This window comes from Microbacterium testaceum StLB037, assembly GCF_008763945.1.
In the GTDB taxonomy this organism is placed as follows: Bacteria; Actinomycetota; Actinomycetes; order Actinomycetales; family Microbacteriaceae; genus Microbacterium; species Microbacterium testaceum_G.
The window spans coordinates 1,709,524-1,729,188 of sequence record NZ_VTQH01000001.1 but is presented as its reverse complement, the minus strand read 5'-3'; the positions used below and the strand labels follow the sequence as shown (position 1 = coordinate 1,729,188).

11 protein-coding genes are annotated in these 19,665 nt (G+C 71.8%); 5 read left to right on the top strand and 6 right to left on the bottom strand.

Going from position 1 to position 19,665, the window contains the following annotated elements; genetic code table 11:
* Positions 1-785: 785 nt before the first annotated feature.
* A complete protein-coding gene (locus F9B98_RS16280) occupies positions 786-1,607 on the top strand; it encodes a molybdopterin-dependent oxidoreductase (RefSeq protein ID WP_412177034.1) in 822 nt (273 codons plus the stop codon).
* Positions 1,608-1,739: 132 nt separating this feature from the next.
* On the opposite strand, the gene rocD is transcribed toward F9B98_RS16280, so the two are convergent.
* From rocD to F9B98_RS08050, 4 genes are all read right to left on the bottom strand, one after another.
* Positions 1,740-2,957, bottom strand: coding sequence for an ornithine--oxo-acid transaminase (rocD, locus tag F9B98_RS08065; protein WP_150955365.1), 1,218 nt, complete (start codon positions 2,955-2,957; stop codon positions 1,740-1,742).
* Positions 2,954-3,838, bottom strand: coding sequence for a dimethylargininase (ddaH, locus tag F9B98_RS08060; protein WP_150955361.1), 885 nt, complete (start codon positions 3,836-3,838; stop codon positions 2,954-2,956). The genes rocD and ddaH overlap by 4 nt, the downstream gene beginning before the upstream one ends.
* A gap of 275 nt (positions 3,839-4,113) precedes the next feature.
* Positions 4,114-5,628 carry an alpha-N-arabinofuranosidase gene (locus tag F9B98_RS08055; protein ID WP_150955358.1) on the bottom strand — a complete coding sequence of 505 codons (1,515 nt, stop codon included), beginning with the start codon at positions 5,626-5,628 and terminating at the stop codon, positions 4,114-4,116.
* Between the two features lie 91 nt (positions 5,629-5,719).
* The gene (locus F9B98_RS08050; protein ID WP_150955355.1) at positions 5,720-9,460 is read right to left on the bottom strand and encodes a proline dehydrogenase family protein; all 3,741 of its coding nucleotides are present in this window, start codon (positions 9,458-9,460) and stop codon (positions 5,720-5,722) included.
* A 211-nt stretch (positions 9,461-9,671) separates the two neighbouring features.
* On the opposite strand from F9B98_RS08050, the gene F9B98_RS08045 reads away from it, so the two are divergent.
* Positions 9,672-10,799 carry a S1 family peptidase gene (locus F9B98_RS08045; protein ID WP_225310259.1) on the top strand — a complete coding sequence of 376 codons (1,128 nt, stop codon included), beginning with the start codon at positions 9,672-9,674 and terminating at the stop codon, positions 10,797-10,799.
* Between the two features lie 77 nt (positions 10,800-10,876).
* On the opposite strand, the gene F9B98_RS08040 is transcribed toward F9B98_RS08045, so the two are convergent.
* A complete protein-coding gene (locus F9B98_RS08040; protein WP_150955352.1) occupies positions 10,877-16,384 on the bottom strand; it encodes an alpha-L-arabinofuranosidase C-terminal domain-containing protein in 5,508 nt (1,835 codons plus the stop codon).
* A gap of 256 nt (positions 16,385-16,640) precedes the next feature.
* Here F9B98_RS08040 and F9B98_RS08035 point away from each other — a divergent pair, with 256 nt between their 5' ends.
* On the top strand, positions 16,641-17,618 hold the full coding sequence (locus tag F9B98_RS08035) for an acetylxylan esterase (RefSeq protein WP_150955349.1): 978 nt from the start codon (positions 16,641-16,643) through the stop codon (positions 17,616-17,618).
* 10 nt (positions 17,619-17,628) lie between these two features.
* Here the strand turns inward: F9B98_RS08035 and F9B98_RS08030 are convergent, their stop codons facing one another.
* The gene (locus tag F9B98_RS08030) at positions 17,629-18,189 is read right to left on the bottom strand and encodes an acyl-CoA thioesterase (protein WP_150955346.1); all 561 of its coding nucleotides are present in this window, start codon (positions 18,187-18,189) and stop codon (positions 17,629-17,631) included.
* A 141-nt stretch (positions 18,190-18,330) separates the two neighbouring features.
* Here F9B98_RS08030 and F9B98_RS08025 point away from each other — a divergent pair, with 141 nt between their 5' ends.
* Positions 18,331-18,837 carry a GNAT family N-acetyltransferase gene (locus tag F9B98_RS08025; protein WP_150955343.1) on the top strand — a complete coding sequence of 169 codons (507 nt, stop codon included), beginning with the start codon at positions 18,331-18,333 and terminating at the stop codon, positions 18,835-18,837.
* A 1-nt stretch (position 18,838) separates the two neighbouring features.
* Entirely contained in the window at positions 18,839-19,597 is a 759-nt protein-coding gene (gene cofE / locus F9B98_RS08020) for a coenzyme F420-0:L-glutamate ligase (RefSeq protein WP_150955340.1), read from the top strand.
* Positions 19,598-19,665: the final 68 nt, after the last annotated feature.

Genomic DNA, 19,665 nt, shown 5'->3' with positions numbered 1-19,665 from the left:
GGGTTCCGGTTGCCTGTGAATCCCGCGCGCCCGGCGCCCGGCTCGCCGAGGCTCCCTAGGCTCCCCTCGTGACCCCCGCATCCTCCCGTCGCCGCGACCTGGCGGCGATCGTCGCCTCGATCGCGGCCACCGTGTTCGGCGCCGGCCTCGGGGAGCTCGCCGCGGCGATCGTCTCGCCCACCGCGAGTCCGTTCGCCGTCATCGGCGGGGGCATGATCGACCTCGCCCCCGCGTGGGCGAAAGACCTGGCCATCGACCTGTTCGGCACGGGCGACAAGGCGGCCTTGCTCGTGGGGATCGCGGTGCTGCTGCTGATCGTCGCCGGCGTCGCCGGGGTGATCGAGCGCCGGAAGGCGCCCTGGGGGCGGGTGGTCCTCATCGCGCTCGGTGTGGTCGGCGCCGTCGTGTCGATGACACGGGCGGACGCCGGAACGCTTTCCCCCCTCCCGTCGCTCGTCGCGGGCGCGGCCGCCGCCCTGGTGGCGGGACTGCTGGTCGCCCGGCTCCGGCGACGCTCGACGAAGGCCCCCGATGACGACGGCGTCTCGCGGCGCAGCGTGCTCGCACTCTCGGGGGTGGCCGTCATGGCCGGGGCCCTCGCCGCCATCGGGTCCGTCGCGGTGAGCGGGGGCGCGCGCGCCGTCAGCGCGATCCGCTCCGCTTTGCGGCTTCCGACCCCCGCGACGACGACGACCGTTCCCGCCGGAGCCGACCTCGGGATCGGCGGGCTGGGGCCGATCATCACGCCCGCCTCGGAGTTCTACCGCATCGACACCGCTCTCGTCGTGCCCCAGGTCGACCCCGCGACCTGGACCCTGCGCGTGCACGGCCTGGTCGAGCAGGAGGTGGTGCTGCGCTGGGACGACCTCGTCGCCCTGCCCCAGAAGGAGACGGTCGCGACCCTCGTCTGCGTGTCGAACGAGGTGGGCGGATCGCTCATCGGCAACGCCCGGTGGCTCGGCGTGCCGATCCGCGACATCCTCGCGCGGGCGGTGCCGACCGCCGAGGCCGACATGGTGCTCTCGCACTCGGTCGACGGGTTCACGGCATCCACTCCCCTCGAGGCCCTCACCGACGACCGCGATGCCCTGCTCGCGATCGGTATGAACGGCGAGCCCCTGCCCATCGAGCACGGCTTCCCCGTGCGTTTGGTGGTGCCGGGCCTGTACGGCTACGTGTCGGCGACCAAGTGGGTGAGCGAGCTCGAAGTCACCCGCTTCGACCGTGCCGAGGGCTACTGGACCTCGCGCGGGTGGTCGGAGCGCGGACCCGTGAAACTGCAGTCGCGCATCGACGTCCCCCGGTCGGGCGCACAGGTCGCCGCCGGCGACACCGTCATCGCCGGGGTCGCGTGGCAGACGCACGTGGGCGTCTCGGACGTCGAGGTGCAGGTCGACGACGGTCCGTGGCAGACCGCGACGCTCGCGACGGCGATCTCGGCCGACACGTGGGTGCAGTGGAGCCTGCCGTGGAACGCCACGAGCGGATCGCACGTCATCCGCTGCCGCGCGGTGTCGGCCACGGGTGAGACGCAGACGAGCGCGACCGCGGCCCCGGCGCCCGACGGCGCCACGGGCTGGGATCAGCGCACGGTCTCGGTCGCCTGAGCCCACTCGCGAGGCCGCCGGGAAGATCCACCCCGCCGATAAACGCGCGCTGCACTCGGAAACGCCCGCAGCGAGCGTTTACCGGTGCAGCGCGCGTTTATCGCACAACAGAGTCGCGCCCGCGGGCGGCGCTCAGGCAGCCAGCACGAGCCGAACCTGCTCGACGGCCCAGTCGAGCTCGGTCGCGTGGATCGTCAGCGGCGGCGCGATGCGGATCGTCTGGCCGTGCGTGTCCTTCACGAGCACTCCGCGGGCCAGCAGCTTCTCAGCCACCTCGCGGCCCGTGCCGTACGAGGGGTCGATGTCGACACCGGCCCACAGGCCCGCGATGCGGACAGCGGTGACCCCGTGCCCGATCAACGTCTGCAGCGACGCCTCGAGGTGCGCGCCCAGCGCCTTCGCGCGGGTCTGGAATTCTCCGGATGCCAGCATCTCGACGACCCGCAGACCCACGGCCGCGGCCAGCGGGTTGCCGCCGAAGGTCGACCCGTGCTCGCCCGCGCGGATGACCCCGAGGACGTCCTCGTTCGCCACGACGGCCGACAGGGGCAGGATGCCGCCGCCGAGCGCCTTGCCGAGGAGGTACACGTCGGGCACGACGCCCTCGCGGTCGCACGCGAACGTCTCGCCCACGCGTCCGAGACCCGACTGGATCTCGTCGGCGATGAACAGCACGTTGTTCTCGCGGCAGATCTCCCGCACGCGCTGCAGGAACCCCTCGGGCGGGAGCACGACGCCGGCCTCGCCCTGGATGGGCTCGAGCAGCACGGCGGCGGTGTTCTCGTCGATGGCCGCGGCGATGGCATCCGCGTCCCCGTACGGCACGTGCACGAACCCCGGCGCGTACGGACCGAAGTCGTCGTGCGCCGTGGGGTCGTCGCTGAAGCCGACGATCGTGGTGGTGCGGCCGTGGAAGTTGCCGTTGGCGACGATGATCGTCGCGGCGTCCGGGGCGATGCCCTTCGTGCGATAGCCCCACGCGCGGGCGACCTTGATGCCGGTCTCGACGGCCTCGGCGCCGGTGTTCATCGGCAGGACCATGTCTTTGCCGCACAGCTGCGCGAGCGCGGTGGCGAAGGGGCCGAGACGATCGTTGTGGTACGCGCGGCTGGTCAGCGTCAGCCGGTCGAGCTGCTCGCGCGCCGCCGCCAGGATCGCGGGGTGGCCGTGCCCGAAGTTGAGGGCGGAGTAGGCCGAGAGCAGGTCGAGGTAGCGCTTGCCCTCGACGTCGGTGACCCACACGCCCTCGGCGCGCGAGACGACGACCGGGAGCGGGTGGTAGTTGTGGGCGAGGTGGGCGCCCTCTTCGGCGATCAGACGCGCGCCGAGTGCGTCGACAGTAGTGCTCATCGGGCACCTCCGCGCAGCTCGAGCGTGCAGCACTTGATGCCACCGCCGCCGAGCAGCAGCTCGGACAGGTCGACGAGGACGGGGGTGTAGCCGCGCTCGCGCAGCTGCGCCTCGAAGCCGACCGCGCGCGGGGAGATGATGACGTTCTTGCCGTCGCTCGCCGAGTTCAGGCCGAACACCGCGCCGTCGGCATCCGCCACCCGGATGGCATCCGGGTACCGCTCCCGCAGGATCGCCTGACTGCGCTCATCGAATGCGGTGGGCAGGTAGGCGATGTTGGCCTTGTCGACGCCACCGGGGCCCTCGACCGGGTCGAGTACCGAGATCGCGGTGTCGAGGTGGTAGAAGCGCGGGTCGGTCAGCGTCAGCGAGACGACCTCGCGCGAGAACACCTCGCCGACCTCACGGTGGCTGTCACCCGTGGAGCGGAAGCCCGTGCCCGCGAGGATCGTGTTCCCCACGAGCAGGAAGTCACCCTCGCCCTCGTTGACCTCGACGGGCTCGGCGACCTCGAAGCCGTTGGCGGCGAACCAGTCGATGAACGCGGGGGCCTCGGCGGCGCGCTCGCGGAAGCGGAACTTCGGCCCGTACGCGATGCCGTCGATCACGAAGCCGCCGTTGGCCGTGTAGACCATGTCGGGCAGTCCCTCGAGCGGGTCGATGAGCTCGATCTCGTGGCCGAGCGAGACGTAGGTGTCGTACAGCGACTTCCACTGCGTCAGGGCGAGGTTCGTGTCGGTGGGGCGCGAGGGCTCCATCCACGGGTTGATGCTGTAGCTCACCGTGAAGTGCTCGGGCCGGCACATGAGGTACCGACGGTGCTGCTGCACGCGCGCGCCGGTAGAGGACTCGGCGGTGGTGGCGGTGGGGGTAGCGGACATCTCTGCTCCTCGGAGGAAAGGTGCGGCGGACGCTGTCCTGGGGCTCGGTGGCCCTTCGAACCCGTGCGGCGCCCATCAGGTTCATGTGGCGCCGTGCGGGGAAAGGTCGGTCCGAGCACGCCGGTGTCATTGTCGCACGCGCGTGCGCGCGAGAGCGAGCGACGCGGCACGACGGACCGCGCGGCCCGGCCCGTTTCTCGCGGGAACGCACGTATCTCGCACTTTTTCGCCCGGAGAACTGCGAGAAAGCGACCGTTCTGCGAGCGGGTGACCCCTCAGCCCACGCGCCGCAGCGACACCGCGGCCCACGCGACGGGCGGGAGGGACAGAGACAGGATGCCGTTCTCGAGGCGCGTCTCGACCGGCCGCGGCCCCACCCGCTCGGGGTCGTCGAGGGTGTTGGAGGCGCCGGGGTCGTCGTCGTGCAGCAGGTGCGTCTCGACCACCTCGACCGCACCGAGGGCGCTGACGTCGATGTCGAGGTCGACGGGGCGTTCGAGACCGCGGTGGACGACGAAGACCGCTGCGGCGCCCGTCTCGTCGTCGACGGTGGCCACGGCATCCACCGCGGGAACCGTCCCGTACCGGGCGGTGTCGAGCGTCGGGGCCTCGAGGGGCAGTCGCACCGCGCTCCCCCGCGCGAGGCGCGAGGTGATCGCGAAGGGGAAGAACGTCGTCTGACGCCACGCGGGACCGCCGGGCTCGGTCATGATCGGGGCGATGACGTTCACCAGTTGAGCGAGGGAGGCCGACGCCACCCGGTCGGCGTGCTTCAGCAGCGAGATGAGCAGACTGCCGAAGACCACGGCATCCTGGACCGAATACACGTCTTCCAGCAGACGCGGGGCGATCGGCCAGTCGTCGATCGCGGTGGGCTTCACCGCGTCGACGCGGTCGATGTACCAGATGTTCCACTCGTCGAACGAGATGTCGATCCTCTTGGTGCTGCCGCGCGCCGCCCCGACGTGGTCGGCGGTGGCGACGACCGCCTCGATGAAGCGGTCCATGTCGACGGCCGAGGCGAGGAAGGATGCCGCGTCCCCGTCATGCTCCTGGTAGTAGGCGTGGCACGAGATCATGTCGACGTCGTCGTAGGTGTGCTCGAGCACGACGCGCTCCCACTCGCCGAAGGTGGGCATCTGCGCGCCCGACGAGCCGCACACCACGAGCTCGATCGAGGGGTCGAGTTGGCGCATGCCCTTCGCGGTGCGCGCGGCGAGCTTTCCGTAGTCGTCGGCGGAGCGGTGGCCGAGCTGCCAGGGGCCGTCCATCTCGTTGCCGAGGCACCACACCCGCACGTCGAACGGCTTCGCGCGGCCGTTGTCGATGCGCCGCTGCGAGAGGGTCGAGCCCCCGGGGACGTTGGCGTACTCGAGCACGTCGATCGCCTCGAGGGTGCCGCGCGTGCCGAGGTTGACGGCGAGCATGAGGTGGCTGCCGACGGCCTCGAGCCAGTTCGAGAACTCGTGCAGGCCCACCTCGTTCGTCTCGGTCGAGTGCCAGGCGAGGTCGAGGCGGCGCGGGCGCTGTGCGCGCGGGCCGACGCTGTCCTCCCACCGGAAGCCCGAGACGAAGTTGCCGCCGGGGTAGCGGATCGTCGAAACCCCGAGCTCGCGGACGAGGGCGATCACGTCGCGGCGGAACCCGCGCTCGTCAGCCTCGGGGTGACCGGGCTCGTAGAGGCCGTCGTAGACGTGTCGGCCGAGATGCTCGACGAACCCGCCGAACAGCCGTCGGCGCACGGGGCCGATCGCGAAACGGGGGTCGACGGTCAGTCGGGCAGCGGTCATCGGTGCTCCTCGCGGTTTCGATGACGGTACCCCGGCGCGGCCGCCGCGCTAAACGTTTTCGAAACCCGGGGCGGGCGGAGCGGGGCCCCGGTCAGATGACCGCGGCGCTCCAGGCGTCGACGGCGCCGAAGCGGAACGCGCCGATCGACACCGCCTGCTCGCGCAGGAACGGCAGCAGCTCGAGGCGACCGGCCGTGGTGACCTCGTTCGCGTACACGGTCAGCGACACATCGCCCCCGACCGTCTCGGCGACGGCCGCGCGCAGCGTCGACACGGTCGCGGCCGGACCCACCAGGCGCAGGCGCCCGGGACGCGGGACGGCGACGAGGGCGTCGGCGTCCGTCTCGACGGCATCCGGGATGCCACCCGCCAGGCGCTGCAGCCACTCGTCGTCGCTCTCGACCGAGACCGCGATCCCGCTCTCTCCCAGCAGGTGCCGGACGTCGGCGGGAAGCCCCACCGGTGTGCTCAGGGTGAACGCCGATCCCGACCGCACGGCCGCGACCAGCACGCGCAGCACCGCCTGCCACGTGGCGTCGCCGCTCGCGCGAATCCCCACGTCGACAGGACGGTACCGCCGCAGGTTGCGCTCGACACCCAGACGAGAGACGTCGCGTACCCGGCCGAACTCACGATCCCAGGCGACGGCGTCGGAGAGGGCGCCGCGGCGGAGCCAGTCGAACGCCTCGTACGAGAGCGTGGGCTGGGCTGCCTCGATCAGGGCCGTGATGCGCGAGTCGAGCCCGCGCAGGTGCAGGGTCGACGACGACGCCCCGCCCGACGACGGCCGCCACGAGCCGAGCGTCACGAGTCGGTTCGGGCCGCCCGACATCGCCCCGTCCCCGACCGACGCTTCGCCCCAGCCGCCGAGCGGCTCGCGCTGGACCACCGCGCCGGTCGAGGAGCGGTTCACCCGCAGCACGGCAGCCTCGGCGTTGTCGAGCCAGAGGTCGAGATCGGCCTCGTCGCGCGTGTGGAGCCCGGCGACGAAGCCCGAAGCGATCGCGTTCTGCAGCTCGATCGCGCGGGTCACGGTGGGGGCGTGCAGGATGCCGAGCACCGGCGCCGCGACCGCGGCCCGGGTCAGGTGCGACCCGGCGGTGACGCCCGTGCGCACGCCCGGCGACCAGAAGCGACCCGCCGTCTCAGGCCCGAGGTCGAGCTCTCGCGGTTCGACGAGCCACCGCTCGCCGTCGCCGAGCACGGTCAGGGCGCGGCGCACCTCACCCGTGGGCTCTTCGACCAGCGGGCCGATGTCGGAGAGCGGGTCGTCGGCGGGGCCCACGCGCAGCGACGACACCGCGTCCTTCAGCTGCTCGGTGAACAGCGACGAGCGCGCCACGGCCCCGACGAGGATGACGAGCGACACCGCGGTGGCAGCCTGACCCGCGCGCGCGAAGGCGCCGGCGACGATGTCGGCGACGGCCGCGTCGAGGTCGGCGGAGGGCGCGACGATCGCGACGTTTCGGCCGGCGGTGAGCGCCTGCACGGGCAGCGACGGCCGCCACTCGGCGAACCGCTCGGCCGTCGAACGGGCTCCGGCCAGCAGCACCCGGTCGACGCCGGGGTGGGCGATGAGCACGCGACCCGAGGCGTCCTCGTCGAAATCGACGTACGCCAGCACGTCTCGGGGCACTCCCGCGGCCCACAGCGCCTCGGCGACGACGGCTCCGGCACGACGCGCGCGCGGCGACGGCGTGAGCACCACGCCGGATCCGGCGGCGAGCGCGGCGAGGGTCTCGGCGGCACACAGGCCCACCGGGGCGTTCCAGCGCGGGGCGACGACACTCAGCCGGTCGGGCTCGAAGACGGCGCCGGGCACCCGGTCGAGCTCTTTGGCGGTGGCCGCGTAGTAGGCGGCGGCGTCGACGGCCTGACTGACCTCGGCATCGGCTTCGGAGAGCAGCGCTCCCCCCTCGCCGGCGAGCACCTCGATCAGCTCGGCCCGGCGCTGCTCGAGGGTGCGCGCCGCGGCCTGCAGCACGACCGCGCGGTCGGCGGCGGCGAGGGCGCCCCACGGTTCGGCGGCAGCGCGCACGCGCTCGACGACCGCGTCCAGTCCGGCTTCATCGTCGATGCGACCCGCGGCGGCTGTCGCGTCTCCCGCGGTGGACCCGGCGACGCGGCTGAGAGCGGCCCGTGCCCATGCGCGGTCGGCGGGAACGGTCGGATCGGTGTCGGACACGTTGCGGAACCCGGGCGCACCGCCGGCGAGCTCGGCGCTCTCGCGGGCCGAGAAGACGGCGGTGTCGACGAAGGCCTGGCCGCCGAAGAGCATCTGCTGCACGTCGGGGCCCAGAGCGGAGGTGTCTCCCGATGCCGCGGCCTCGCGCGCGATCCCCAGCACCGCCTGCGTGAGTCCGGGGTCGTCGGAATCGTCCCCCACGCGCTCGCGCAGGATCGCGGGATCGGCCTCGATGTCGCGCTGCGCCGCCCGGACGGCGGGACCCGGGAGCTCGGCCGCGGCGAGGGCGCGTCGCACGCGCGCCGCGATCGACGCGGTCTCCGGCGCCTCGTCGTCGGGCGACGCGTCGTCGACGGGCACGTCGTCGGGCGACGCGTCGTCGACGGCTCCGGGCGCGGAGGCGGCCTCGGGCACGGGAAGCGGGAGGTCGGGAGCACCGGCCACGGCGGATGCGTAGTTCGCGGCGAAGCGCGCGGCGACGGCGTCGAGGTCGTCGGGGTAGGCCGCGGGCGCCGTCTGCAGGTACCCCTCGCCCGGAGTCCACGGCGAGGTGTGCGGCAGCACCAGCGCGACGTCGATCTCCGCCTCGGCCGCGAGGGCCAGAACGAGGGCGGCGCGCTCGGGATCGGCGGTCGCCGCCTCGACGACGAACCCCTCCTGCCCGCGCGCGCTCAGAGCCTCGCGGAGGCCGCGCACGAGAGCGGCATCGACCTCGTCGCGCGCGGTGAGCGCCGGGGCGAGCCATCCGTGGCGCGCCGCCGACACGGCATCCGGTGTCTCGATGGGCGCGTCGCTGAGGCGGACCGTCAGGCGGGCTCCGCCCGCGGACGTGCGCACGCGCGCCCAGGCCGCGAGCTCTCGGACGGCGTCGAGCGACTCGGCCACGGCGATCGGCAGCTGGATCCCGGCCCGCAGACCCGACAGCCGCGGCTCCTCGAGCACCCGGGTGAGCACGGCGACGGTGAGGTCGAGGTCGTCACGGCCCTCGGCGACCAGGGTCACGTGGGTGCGCGCGGCGGCCGCGTCGAGGAAGACCGGAAGCATACGCTCGGCGGCGTGCTCGACCTCGGCGTCGAACGCCCAGGGCGAGGGGGCGACCACGGCGTCGGAGACCGCGAGGGAGATCCGCGTGACGTCCTCTCTCGAGAGGAGCGACCGGATGCCGTCCACCCGGCGCCTCGCACCGGCGTCGCCCACGACCGTGGGTCCGACCAGGCGCACCTCAACCTCGGAACCGAGGGCGGCGAGGGCGGGGCTGAGTCGCTCGGGGCGCGCGTCGAGGACGAGGGCGCCCAGGAGCTCGCGCAGCGCGCGACGGGCGAGGGGGACGGCGGGCGTGGGCATGACCGGCGCGACCGCCCCGCCCAGCTGCAGCGCTCCGCGGACGAACCACGGGAGCGAGGACGGGAGGTCCTCGGCGAGACGGTGCAGAGCCGACGCCGCCGAGGTGAGCGACTCGGGACGGGCGACGCCGTCGATCGCGGCGGCCAGGAACGCCGCGGCGGCGGGGTCTCGCGGCAGGTCGCCGCGGCGCGCAGCGGTGGGGGCCGGTGTGCGACGGGAGAAGGTGGTGGCGACGCGAGCGGCACGCGCGGGCAGGTCGAGGGAGAGCGCGGGAACGGAAGCGCCGGAGTCGTTCGTGCTCATGCCCGTCAGCCTAAACATCGCGCGCGTGGCACCTCGGCGGCCCGCCGCGCAACCCGAGGATCCGGGGCGGGGGACGTGTGTCCCCCAAACGACCGACATTTTTGTACCCTGATCAGAAATCCACAGGAATTCCTTCGCTTTTCGTCTCCGCCGTGTTTGTATGGCGGCGGGTACCCCGCCATTTATCCCCCTGGATGGAAGGTCACTCCACGTGAACCGCATATCGAAGACCGTCGTGGGCGCCGCCGCCCTCGGCCTGTTCCTGACCACCGCCGCCACCGCTCCCGCGCTGGCGCAGACCCCCACGTCGTCGCCCGACGCGGCCGTCGACGGCGTCGACGCGCAGCTGCTCGAGGCGATGGCCGCCGACCTCGGCACCGACGTCGCCGGAGCACAGGACGTCCTGCGTTTCCAGGCCGAAGCGGCCGGCACCTCCGACGAGGTGGCCGCCGTCGCCGGCGACGCCTTCGCCGGCACCTGGCTCGACGAGTCGACGCGCACCGTCTACGCCGCGGCGACCACCGACGCCGCTCGAGAAGCGGCCTCCGCGGCGGGAGCCGTGCCCGTCGCCGCGGAGCACTCGCTCGACGACCTCGAGGCGATCGCCGCGCGGCTCGAGACCGACCCCGCCCTGCCCGACGTCATCCCCTCGTGGTGGATCGACGTCGAGCAGAACGACCTCGTCGTCGACGTGGTCGCCGGCGGCGATCAGGCCGCGGCCGACTTCGTCGCGACCCTCGACGCGCCCGCGGGCGCCGTCCGCCTCGAAACCGGGGCCGAGACGCCGGAGACCTTCGCCACGATCCAGGGCGGCGTCGCCTACAACATCAACAACCGATTCCGTTGCTCGGTGGGCTTCGCGGTGCAGGGCGGCTTCGTCACCGCCGGCCACTGCGGCGTCGCGGGCGACAGCACCACGTACGGCACGTTCCAGGGCTCCTCATTCCCCGGCAACGACTACGCCTGGGTGAGCACGCCCACCCACACCCCCGTCGGATCGGTGTCGAACTACGCCGGCGGATCCGTCGCCGTGAAGGGTTCGACCGCCGCCGCCGTCGGTGCGACCGTGTGCCGCTCGGGCTCGACCACCGGCTGGCACTGCGGCCAGATCCAGGGCTTCAACTCAACGGTGCGGTACGCCGAGGGGTCGGTTTCGGGCCTGATCCGCACGAACGTCTGCGCGGAGCAGGGCGACTCCGGTGGTTCGCTCCTCGCGGGCAACCAGGCGCAGGGCGTCACCTCCGGCGGCTCGGGCGATTGCACGAGCGGCGGGACGACGTACTTCCAGCCCGTGAACGAGATCCTGCAGACCTACGGCCTGCGTCTGCTCACCAGCTGATCCCTCCGGGTACCCTCCCCCAATGGAATGCCCCGGTCGCCTCACGGCGGCCGGGGCATTCCGTTCGAGCTCCGGTGTCAGCCGATCGCGCGACGGCGGCGCTTCAGAGTCGCCCCGATCAGCAGGGCGATCAACCCGAAGGCGAGCGCCGCACCCGACACCACGCCACCGGTCACCGCCAGCGGCGACGGCGTCGAGCCGTTCGAGGCCGCCGGCGCCGGGGGCACCACCGGGGTGGAGCCGCCGGTGGCGGCCTTCACCTCGATGTCCACCGCAGCCTCGACCCCGCCGATGCGCGCGATCACCCGGTGGGCGCCTGCGGGGGTGTCGGCCGGGATCGTGAGGTTCACGAGGAAGGCCCCCGCGGCGTCGGTGCGGACGGTGCCCAGCTTCACGGGAGTGGAATGCAGTTCCAGCTCACCGTCGGCGTTCGCCGGCCAGCCCGTTCCCGACACCGTGATCACGCCGCCCGCGACGAGGTCGCCCGACACCGCCAGGGTCGGATCCGTCGCGGTCGCGCCGACCGAGGTCGACCCCGTTCCGCTGACGTTGCCGGCCACGTCGACCGCGCGGTACGACACGGTCGTCGCCCCGGAGCCGACGGCCACGACCGCCTGCGCGCCGGGTGCCGTCGTCCACGTCGCCGCGTCGCCGACGCGGTACTCCACGCGCGCCACCCCCGAGCCGCTGTCGCTCGCCGTGAGCGTGACGGTGCGGGCCGTGGCATCCGTCGCCGTCGTCGTCACCGGGGCGGTGCGGTCGATCTTCACCGCCGCCGTCACCGATGCCGAGACGTTGCCCGCGGCGTCGATCGCACGGAACGCGTAGGTCCACGCCCCCTCTGCCGGGGTCACCGCGCCGGTGGACACCGACCACGTCTTCTCTCCGTCGGTGCTCACCTCGAGGCGCGGAGCGGCATCGACGTCGTCGGTCGCCGTGGCGGTGATCGAGGGCTGCGAGACGTACCAGCCGTCCGCACCGTCGGGCTGGGCCGGGGCGGTCTGCACCGTCACGGTCGGGGGCGTCGCGTCGGTGCGCGTGTGCATCCGCACGAACGTCACCGAGTAGGGCTCGAACGAGTGCGTGAAGCTGCTCGAGACCGCCATCTGCGAGCTCTTCGGTGCCACCGGCGTCGACGTCGCGGTGTTCAGCGCCGAGGGGGCCGCCGACAGCATCGTGACGTCGGCCGTCGGCAGCACGGTGAGCCCGCCGAGGTCGACCTTCGTCACCGCGGCCTGCGCCTGGGCGTTGACGACCTTGAGGATCACGTCGCCGCTGGCCTCGTCCTTCGTCATGACCTGGGCGAAGGGCTCGACCGCCGTGTTGGTGAACTGGCCCTGCTGCACGCCGTCGGCGAAGAGGGTCACCTGCGAGCCGCGCACCTGCACGCGCAGGTCGTAGGTGCGACCCGTCTCGATGCGCGGCGTCCCGGTCTCGGCCACGGTCGACTTCGCGCCGCCCACGGCCTTCTCCACGAGACTGCGGGTGTTGCCGAAGCCGCCGAGGTTCCACCAGAAGTAGTCGGCCGAGCCCTGCACGCCGAAGCCGACGAGGAAGCCCTCGGCACCCGCGAGCTTGGTGGCTTTCAACGACACGTCGTAGTCGGTGGCTGTCAGCGCCGGTCCCGCGACGAGGGTGTTGTTCGCCGTCGTCGACGACTGCACATAGCTGCCGTCGGCCGCCGACCACGAGCCCGCGCCCGCGAGCTTCGTCCAGCCGTCGTCGTTCTTGTCCGAGAAGTCGTCGGCGAAGAGCGTCTTGCCGTCGGGCGTCGTGACCTTCACGTCGTCGTAGCGGGCGGAGGTGCTCCACGTCGACAGCCCTACGGCGCCGGAGACGGTGGTGGATGCCAGGTCCCCGGCCGCCGTGGTCGGAACGACCCTGTCGCCGACATTGCGCATGAAGAGCTTCTGCACCTCGTAGTTCGCCGAGCCCCACACCTGATCACGGTCGAACCAGATGAGGTCGGGGCGCCACTGCACGTTGCTGGTGTCGGCCAGCAGCGGCGCGTACGACGCCATCTTGACCACGTCAGCGTTGCGCTCGAGGCCCGTCATGTAGGCCGCCTCGGACAGGGCGTTCGCGAAGAGGTTGTCGCGCGAGGCGTACTCGCCGATCCACACCTTGGGTCCGTTGCGGTCGTAGGAGTCGTAGCGCTGGTTGTGCGAGAGGAACCACGACGGATCGCGGTAGTAGTGCTCGTCGACCATGTCGACCTTCTCGGCCGTGTTCTGCTCCCAGTGCTTTTCGAAGTTCGCGCCTTCGGCATCGGGGCCCGAGTTGCTGATCAGGATCATGTCGGGGTACGCGGCGGCGATGGCATCCCGGAACTTCGTGAAGTTCGCCATGAACGCCTCGGGGTAGTTCTCCTCGTTGCCGATCTCGATGCGGTCGAGCGCGAACGGGGCGGGGTGCCCCATGTCGGCGCGGAGCTTGCCCCACGTCGTGGTGACGTCGCCCTTGGCGAACTCGATCAGGTCGAGGGTGTCCTGGATGTGACGCTGCAGCAGAGCCGGGTCGGTCGGCTGGAGGGCCTGTCCGCACCCGTTCATCAGGGCGGGCACGTCGGGCACGGGCTTGGCGCCGATGTCTTCCGCGAACTGGAAGTACTCGTAGTACCCGAGGCCCAGCGACTGGTTGTAGCCCCAGAAGTTGGCGTTGGTGGCGCGGGTCTCGACCGGACCGACGCTGTCCTTCCACTGGTAGGAGCGGGCGCGCTCGTAGTTCGAGTCCGCCGAGTAGTCCTCGTGGCTGTTGACGTTGACGATGCAGCCACCGGGGAATCGGACGAACTTCGGGTGCAGGTCGGCGATCTTCTGCGCGATGTCTTTACGCAGGCCGTTCTCGCGGCCCATGAAGGTGTCCTTCGGGAACACCGACACCTCGTCGAGCCGGACCGTTCCGGCACCCGCGGCCTGCACGAGCACCCGCGCGGCATCGGTCGTGGCCGTCGCCGTCACGGAGCCGCGGTACTTCAGCCATCCGTCTCCGCCCACGGTCGCCGTGAACGGGTTCGACAGCGCCGAGCCGTCGGCCGAGCGCAGTACGAGCGAGACGGGGGTTCCGCCCGCCGCCGTCGTGCGCGCCCAGAACGACACGTCGTACGCCGCGTCCTTGGTGAGAGCCACGCCCGTGTCGAACCCGGCGTTCTCGACGCCGTAGGTGCCCGTGGCACCGCTGGTCAGATCGAGCTGCAGGTAGGTGCGGTTGCGCTCGTTCATGCGCTTGTCGTCGTTGACCGGCGTGGCCGATCCCGAACCGCCGCCGACGGCCACGGGCGTCCACGCCGTCATCCCCGTGAAGCCGCGGTTGTCGACGGGCAGGAACTCGAACGAGCGGTTGCGCACGAGCTCGGCGTACAGGCCGCCGTCGGCGGCGTTGTTGATGTCCTCGAAGAAGACGCCGTACATCGCGTCGTCGATCTCCGCGCCGTTCTTGCTGGGGTCGGCCGTGATCGAGTAGTCGGCGGTCTCATCCGTGGGGTACGCCGCGAGCAGTCTCTGCTGCTCAGCCGCGGTGATGGGCAGGACGGTTCCGTGCCGCGGACGCGCCGGGAGGGTGGCATCCCGAACCGACGTCCAGGTGCCCGACGCGATGTCGCGGGTCTCGAACATCATGTAGCCCTGGCCGCCGTGGTAGCTCGGCTGATCGATCAGCATGTACCAGTGGCCGGCCTCGGCGTTGTCTTCGAACACCGTCGGACCCTCGCCGTTGGTGAAGGTCCCGCCCCAGGGGTTGGGCTGGCCGACGCCGATCTGCTCCTTGACCAGCTGCCAGCCGGGGGCGGACGTGGTGGTCGGCAGCGATCCGGTGACGGTCGCGGTGAGATCGGTCGAGCGTTCCTGACGCACGGTCATCGATGCTTCGTCCTTGATGAAGCGGTAGTAGGTGTCGCCGTCGCGCACGACGGTGGCGTCGATGGTGCCCTTGCCCGCGCCGCGCTTGACATCGACCCACGGCTTCGGCTCGCTGAAGGTGACGAAGTCGCGCGTGGTGACCATCATCATGCGGTTGTGGGTGTCGGACGCCTTCCGCCCCGCGGTGGACGCGCTGGGGTACAGGTTCGACGCCCAGTACACGACGTACTCGCCGCGGTCGGGGTCCCACGTGGCCTCGGGGGCCCAGGTGTTGCCGGCGAGCTCGCTCGAGACGGTGATCTGGCGCAGCGGTGACCAGGTGGCCAGGTCGTCGGACTGCCAGACGTTGAGCTTTCGGCTGCCGACCTCCTGGGCGCGGCCGAAGTCGCCGTTGTACCGGTCGAACATGTTCAGGTCGGTCGACAGCATGTAGAACCGGTCGCCGTCGGCAGAACGCATCACGAAGGGATCGCGGATGCCCTGTTCGCCCTGGTCGGAGCTGAGCACGGGCTTGCCGTCGTGGAGGGTGAGCCAGTTCTTGGGGTCGTCGCCCCGGCTCGTGGCGAAGGAGATCTCTTCGTCGGTGGTCGTGCTCTCTCCGGTGAAGAACGGGAAGAAGTATCCCTCGAGCTTCTGCGCCTCGGGCTTCGGCTGCACGACGAGCTCGAAGGAACGCGTGGTGTCGCTCGACCCCTTCGAGATGGTCGCGGTCACCGTGACCTTCGCTGCGGCCGAGCCGGTGGCCGGTCGCGTGACCTCGCCGGTGGGGGTCACGACCTGCGCGTTCGACGACGTCCACGACACCGTCGTCCCGTTCGACCCGGTCGTGGGCAGAGTCACGTTGCCGCGCACGTCATCGGCATCCGGGATCGAGAGGGCCTTCGCCGCGGTCGCGACGTCCTGCTCGTTCGTCGGCGTGCCCTGGGCGACGAGCGCCTTGACGTCGTCGTCGCCGAGCGCGCTGTCGAAGATCGCCACGTCACGCACGCCGCCCGCCCAGAAGCGGTCGGGGTAGGACGAGCGCCCGATGTAACCCACCAGGTCCGAGCCGAAGTCGGTGACGGTGCGGGAGGTGGAGACCGTGCCGATCTTCGTGTCGCCGAGGTAGGCGGTGATCGAGGTGGGGGTGATGACCGTCGTGTAGAGCGCCCACTCGGAGGTGGCGGCCGGACCCGGGATGCCGCGGGTGCCGTCGGTCGGAGAGATTCCGCGCTCGAGGGTCCAGGGCTGGCCGCTGCGCGGTCCGTCCGTCACCACCGACTTGACCTGACCTGCGGGGTTGGCGGGGTTGAGCAACCAGTACTGCTGCGGAAGGTTCTCGGTCGTGCCGAAGAACATCGCCGCCTGGTTGCCCGCCCCCGTGCGGTCCTGGAGCCAGGCCGAGACCGTGATGGTGCTGCGGCCGTCGAACAGGCCCTTCGGCAGCTCGACGTACGCGGCGGACGACCCGGATCCCCCTCCAGGGAGGGAAAGGGCGTCGCCGTCGATCGACGATCCGGTGCCGACGATGGTCGCATCGTGACCGTGTCCCGAGGCGTCCGGCACCGTCGTGCCGGAGGTCGCGGAGAAGTCGAAGAAGGCGAGGGGCTCGGGCAGCGGAGCCGCCGTCGCGGCGACGGCGGGGACCAGACCGCTCAGAACGACGGCGGTGGCCGCGACGAGCGCTCCCGCGCGACGCGCGATGCTCCTCCGGCCCCGGTCTTCGGAAACAGGTCGTGACAGCACCATGTTCGTCCTCCTCGACGATGGGGGGGTCCGGCGGGGGCCGGCGGATGCGAGCACAATTTTGTGAGCGCTCACTCTCCGCAATCTTGGAGGCGGCTGAGACCGCTGTCAAGCAGTATTCGTGTCGCCTTTCTCGACGTGTGAGGCCTCACATTCCGCACCGTCGCGACGATAAGCTCCTGCGACGAGCGCGGGCCGTGACCCGCGGGCGCTGCGCCTGTTGCTACTGTCGGTTCGCCCCGCACCCCAGGAGGACTTCATGGCCGTCACCTTCACCGATATGCCGATCGAGGCGCTTCGGGCGTACCGCCCCGCCCTCGAGGCTCCGGCCGACCTCGACGAGTTCTGGGCCGACACGCTCGCGCAGGCGCGAGCTGCGGCCCGCCCGGCCACCCTGGCCCCGGTCGGCGCCCCGGTGCGGGCCCTCGGCGTCTCGGATCTCACCTTCACCGGCTTCGGTGGGGACGAGATCCGCGGGTGGGTCGTGCGGCCCCGCGGCGACGAGGTGCTCCCCGCGGTCATCGAGTACATCGGCTACGGCGGAGGCCGCGGACTCCCGGGCGAGCGGGTCAACTGGGCGACCGCCGGCTACGTGCACGTCGTCATGGACACGCGCGGTCAGGGGTCGACCTGGAGCGTGGGCGACACCCCCGACCCCCACGGTTCGGCCGCCGCCTACCCGGGCGTCATGACCCGTGGCATCCGGGATCCTCAGGAGTACTACTACCGACGCCTGTTCACCGACGCCGTGCGCCTGGTCGACGAGGTGCGGACCCTGCCCGGGGTCGACCCCGAGCGGATCGCGGTGACCGGCGGGAGCCAGGGCGGCGGACTCTCGATCGCGGCCGCGGCTCTCGCGGGAGACGCGGTCGCCGCGGTCCTCCCCGACGTGCCGTTCCTGTGCGACTTCCCGAACGCGATCACGCGCACCCCCTCGGCGCCCTTCACCGAGATCACGCGCTACCTCGCCGTGCATCGCGACGACACGGCGGCCGTGCTGCGCACCCTGTCGTACATGGACGGCGCGATCCTCGCCCGACGCATCACCCAGCCGGCGTACTTCTCGGTGGCGTTCATGGACGACGTGGTGCTGCCCTCGGGCGTCTTCGCCGCCTTCCACGCGCTCGCCTCCGACGACGCGGCCCTCGAGGAGTACCCCTACAACGGCCACGAGGGTGGCGGCCACCGCCACTGGATGAAGCAGGTGGCCTGGCTCGACGCCCGCTTCGGACGCTGAGCCGCCGGTCTCACTCCCAGACGCTGGGAGCGGGGCGCTTGGTCGAGGGCAACGCCGATCCCGCGGCCCAGTCGTGCACCCACGGCTCGATGTCGGGCAACCCCTCAGGACGCCCGACGGCCGCGAACAGCTCGTCGTGCGGGACGGTGCCGCCGGTGCGACGCAGAATGCGCGCGCGGATCATCGCGCGGGCGTAGATCTCGCCCTTCACGAGAGCGCGGTGCTCGAGATAGACCGCGCGGTCGTCGTGACCGATCAGGCGCGTCTCGAGGTCGAACCGCTGACCCAGCTCGAGCGAGCGCCGGAAGGTGATGGTCTCGGCGGCGACCACGGCGTACCAGCCCTGTTTCGTCATCGCGGCGACCAGTCCCGCGCGCGTCAGCAGGTCCCATCGGCCGAGGTCGAACAGCGACAGGTACCGGCCGTTGTTCATGTGACGGAGCAGGTCGATGTCGGTGGGCAGCACGCGGATCGACATGCGGGTCACGGTGTTCGGGTCGATGGGCCCCTCGCGACGAAGTCGGCGGCGAGCACGAGCGAGCACCAGCAGGGTGCGCCAGAGGACGTTCACGAGGGGCGAGCGTAGCGATTCGACCACGCAACGGCGATGTCGTTGTGCGGTTTCGACAATCGCCGCGCGGGGCGCATACCGCATCGGACGGCCCGCGCAGTTCGATTTCACCCGCGCGGGACCCCCGCGTAGAGTCGCGCCATGACTGCGGAACCCCGAACCGACATCGTCGTCCGTCCGGTAAGAGATGTGGATGCCGAGGCCCTCGGCCGCGTGCACGCCACCTGCTGGCACGAGACCTACGACCACCTGATCAGCAAGGCCGCCCTCGAGGCCGTCTCCCCCCGCCGCATGGCGGAACTGTGGACCCACTGGGCCTCGCAGGGCGACGACTACCGCATGCACGCCGCGCTCGTCGACGGCGAGATCGTCGGCTTCGTCGGCTCGGGCCCGGCCCGCGACGACGACGCGCCGCGCGAGCGCGAGCTGTACTTCATCTACATGCTCGACGCGTTCCACGGCACCGGCATCGGCCAGCAGCTGTTCGACGCGGCGATCGAGAACGACGAGGGCGTCTACCTCTGGGTCGCCGACGACAACCCCCGCGCGCACCGCTTCTACACGCGCAACGGCTTCTCGCTCGACGGCGCCTCGCAGGTGCAGCCCTTCCTCGGTGAGGAGCTCACCGAGGTGCGCTTCGTCCGCTGACGTGCTGCAGATCTGGGCCCTCGACGGCATCCCCGAGATCAGCCCGGGCGACGACCTCGTCCGCATGATCCTGGATGCCACGACCGAACCGCTGCGCGACGGCGACATCGTCGTGGTCACGAGCAAGGTCGTGTCGAAGGCCGAGGGGCGCATCCTCCGCGCGGACGACCGCGAGGACGCCATCACCCGCGAGACCGTGCGCCTCGTGGCATCCCGCACCTCACCGACCGGGCACGTGACGCGCATCGTCGAGAACCCGCTCGGAATCGTCTCGGCCGCCGCCGGGGTCGACGCGAGCAACACCCCCGAGGGCACGGTGCTGCTGCTGCCGGTCGACCCCGACGCCTCGGCGCGCGCGCTCGCGACGGGCCTGCGCAGCGCGACCGGCGTCCACGTCGGCGTGATCGTCACCGACACCCTCGGACGCGCGTGGCGCGAGGGCCAGACCGACCACGCCATCGGCGCGGGCGGCGTGCACGTCTTCGAGGATCTCCGCGGAACGACGGATGCCGAGGGCCGCCCCCTCGTGGTGACCCTGCCCTGCGTGGCCGACGAGCTCGCCGCCGCCACCGACCTCGTGAAGGGCAAAGCCGCGCGCCGACCCGTGGCGATCGTGCGGGGCCGTGCCGACCTGGTGGGAGACCTCGACCTGCCCGGAGCCCGCTCCATCGTGCGCGACCCCGTGCGCGACATGTTCCGCCAGGGCGCCGACGAGGCGTACGCCGAGGGCTTCGCCGCGGGGCGAGCCGCCGCGGGCTGAGGGCGCGGGTCGGGCTGCCGGTTCCTCGCGCCGTGAGCTGGGCGGACGGACCATGTCTCGATATGCGC

What these genes read in the sequence shown, in the direction of transcription:
- rocD (WP_150955365.1), bottom strand. Translation starts at nt 2,957, where the DNA reads ATGAGCACTACTGTCGACGCACTCGGCGCGCGTCTGATCGCCGAAGAG.
- ddaH (WP_150955361.1), bottom strand. Translation starts at nt 3,838, where the DNA reads ATGTCCGCTACCCCCACCGCCACCACCGCCGAGTCCTCTACCGGCGCG.
- F9B98_RS08055 (WP_150955358.1), bottom strand. Translation starts at nt 5,628, where the DNA reads ATGACCGCTGCCCGACTGACCGTCGACCCCCGTTTCGCGATCGGCCCC.
- F9B98_RS08050 (WP_150955355.1), bottom strand. Translation starts at nt 9,460, where the DNA reads ATGAGCACGAACGACTCCGGCGCTTCCGTTCCCGCGCTCTCCCTCGAC.
- F9B98_RS08040 (WP_150955352.1), bottom strand. Translation starts at nt 16,384, where the DNA reads ATGGTGCTGTCACGACCTGTTTCCGAAGACCGGGGCCGGAGGAGCATC.
- F9B98_RS08035 (WP_150955349.1), top strand. Translation starts at nt 16,641, where the DNA reads ATGGCCGTCACCTTCACCGATATGCCGATCGAGGCGCTTCGGGCGTAC.
- F9B98_RS08025 (WP_150955343.1), top strand. Translation starts at nt 18,331, where the DNA reads ATGACTGCGGAACCCCGAACCGACATCGTCGTCCGTCCGGTAAGAGAT.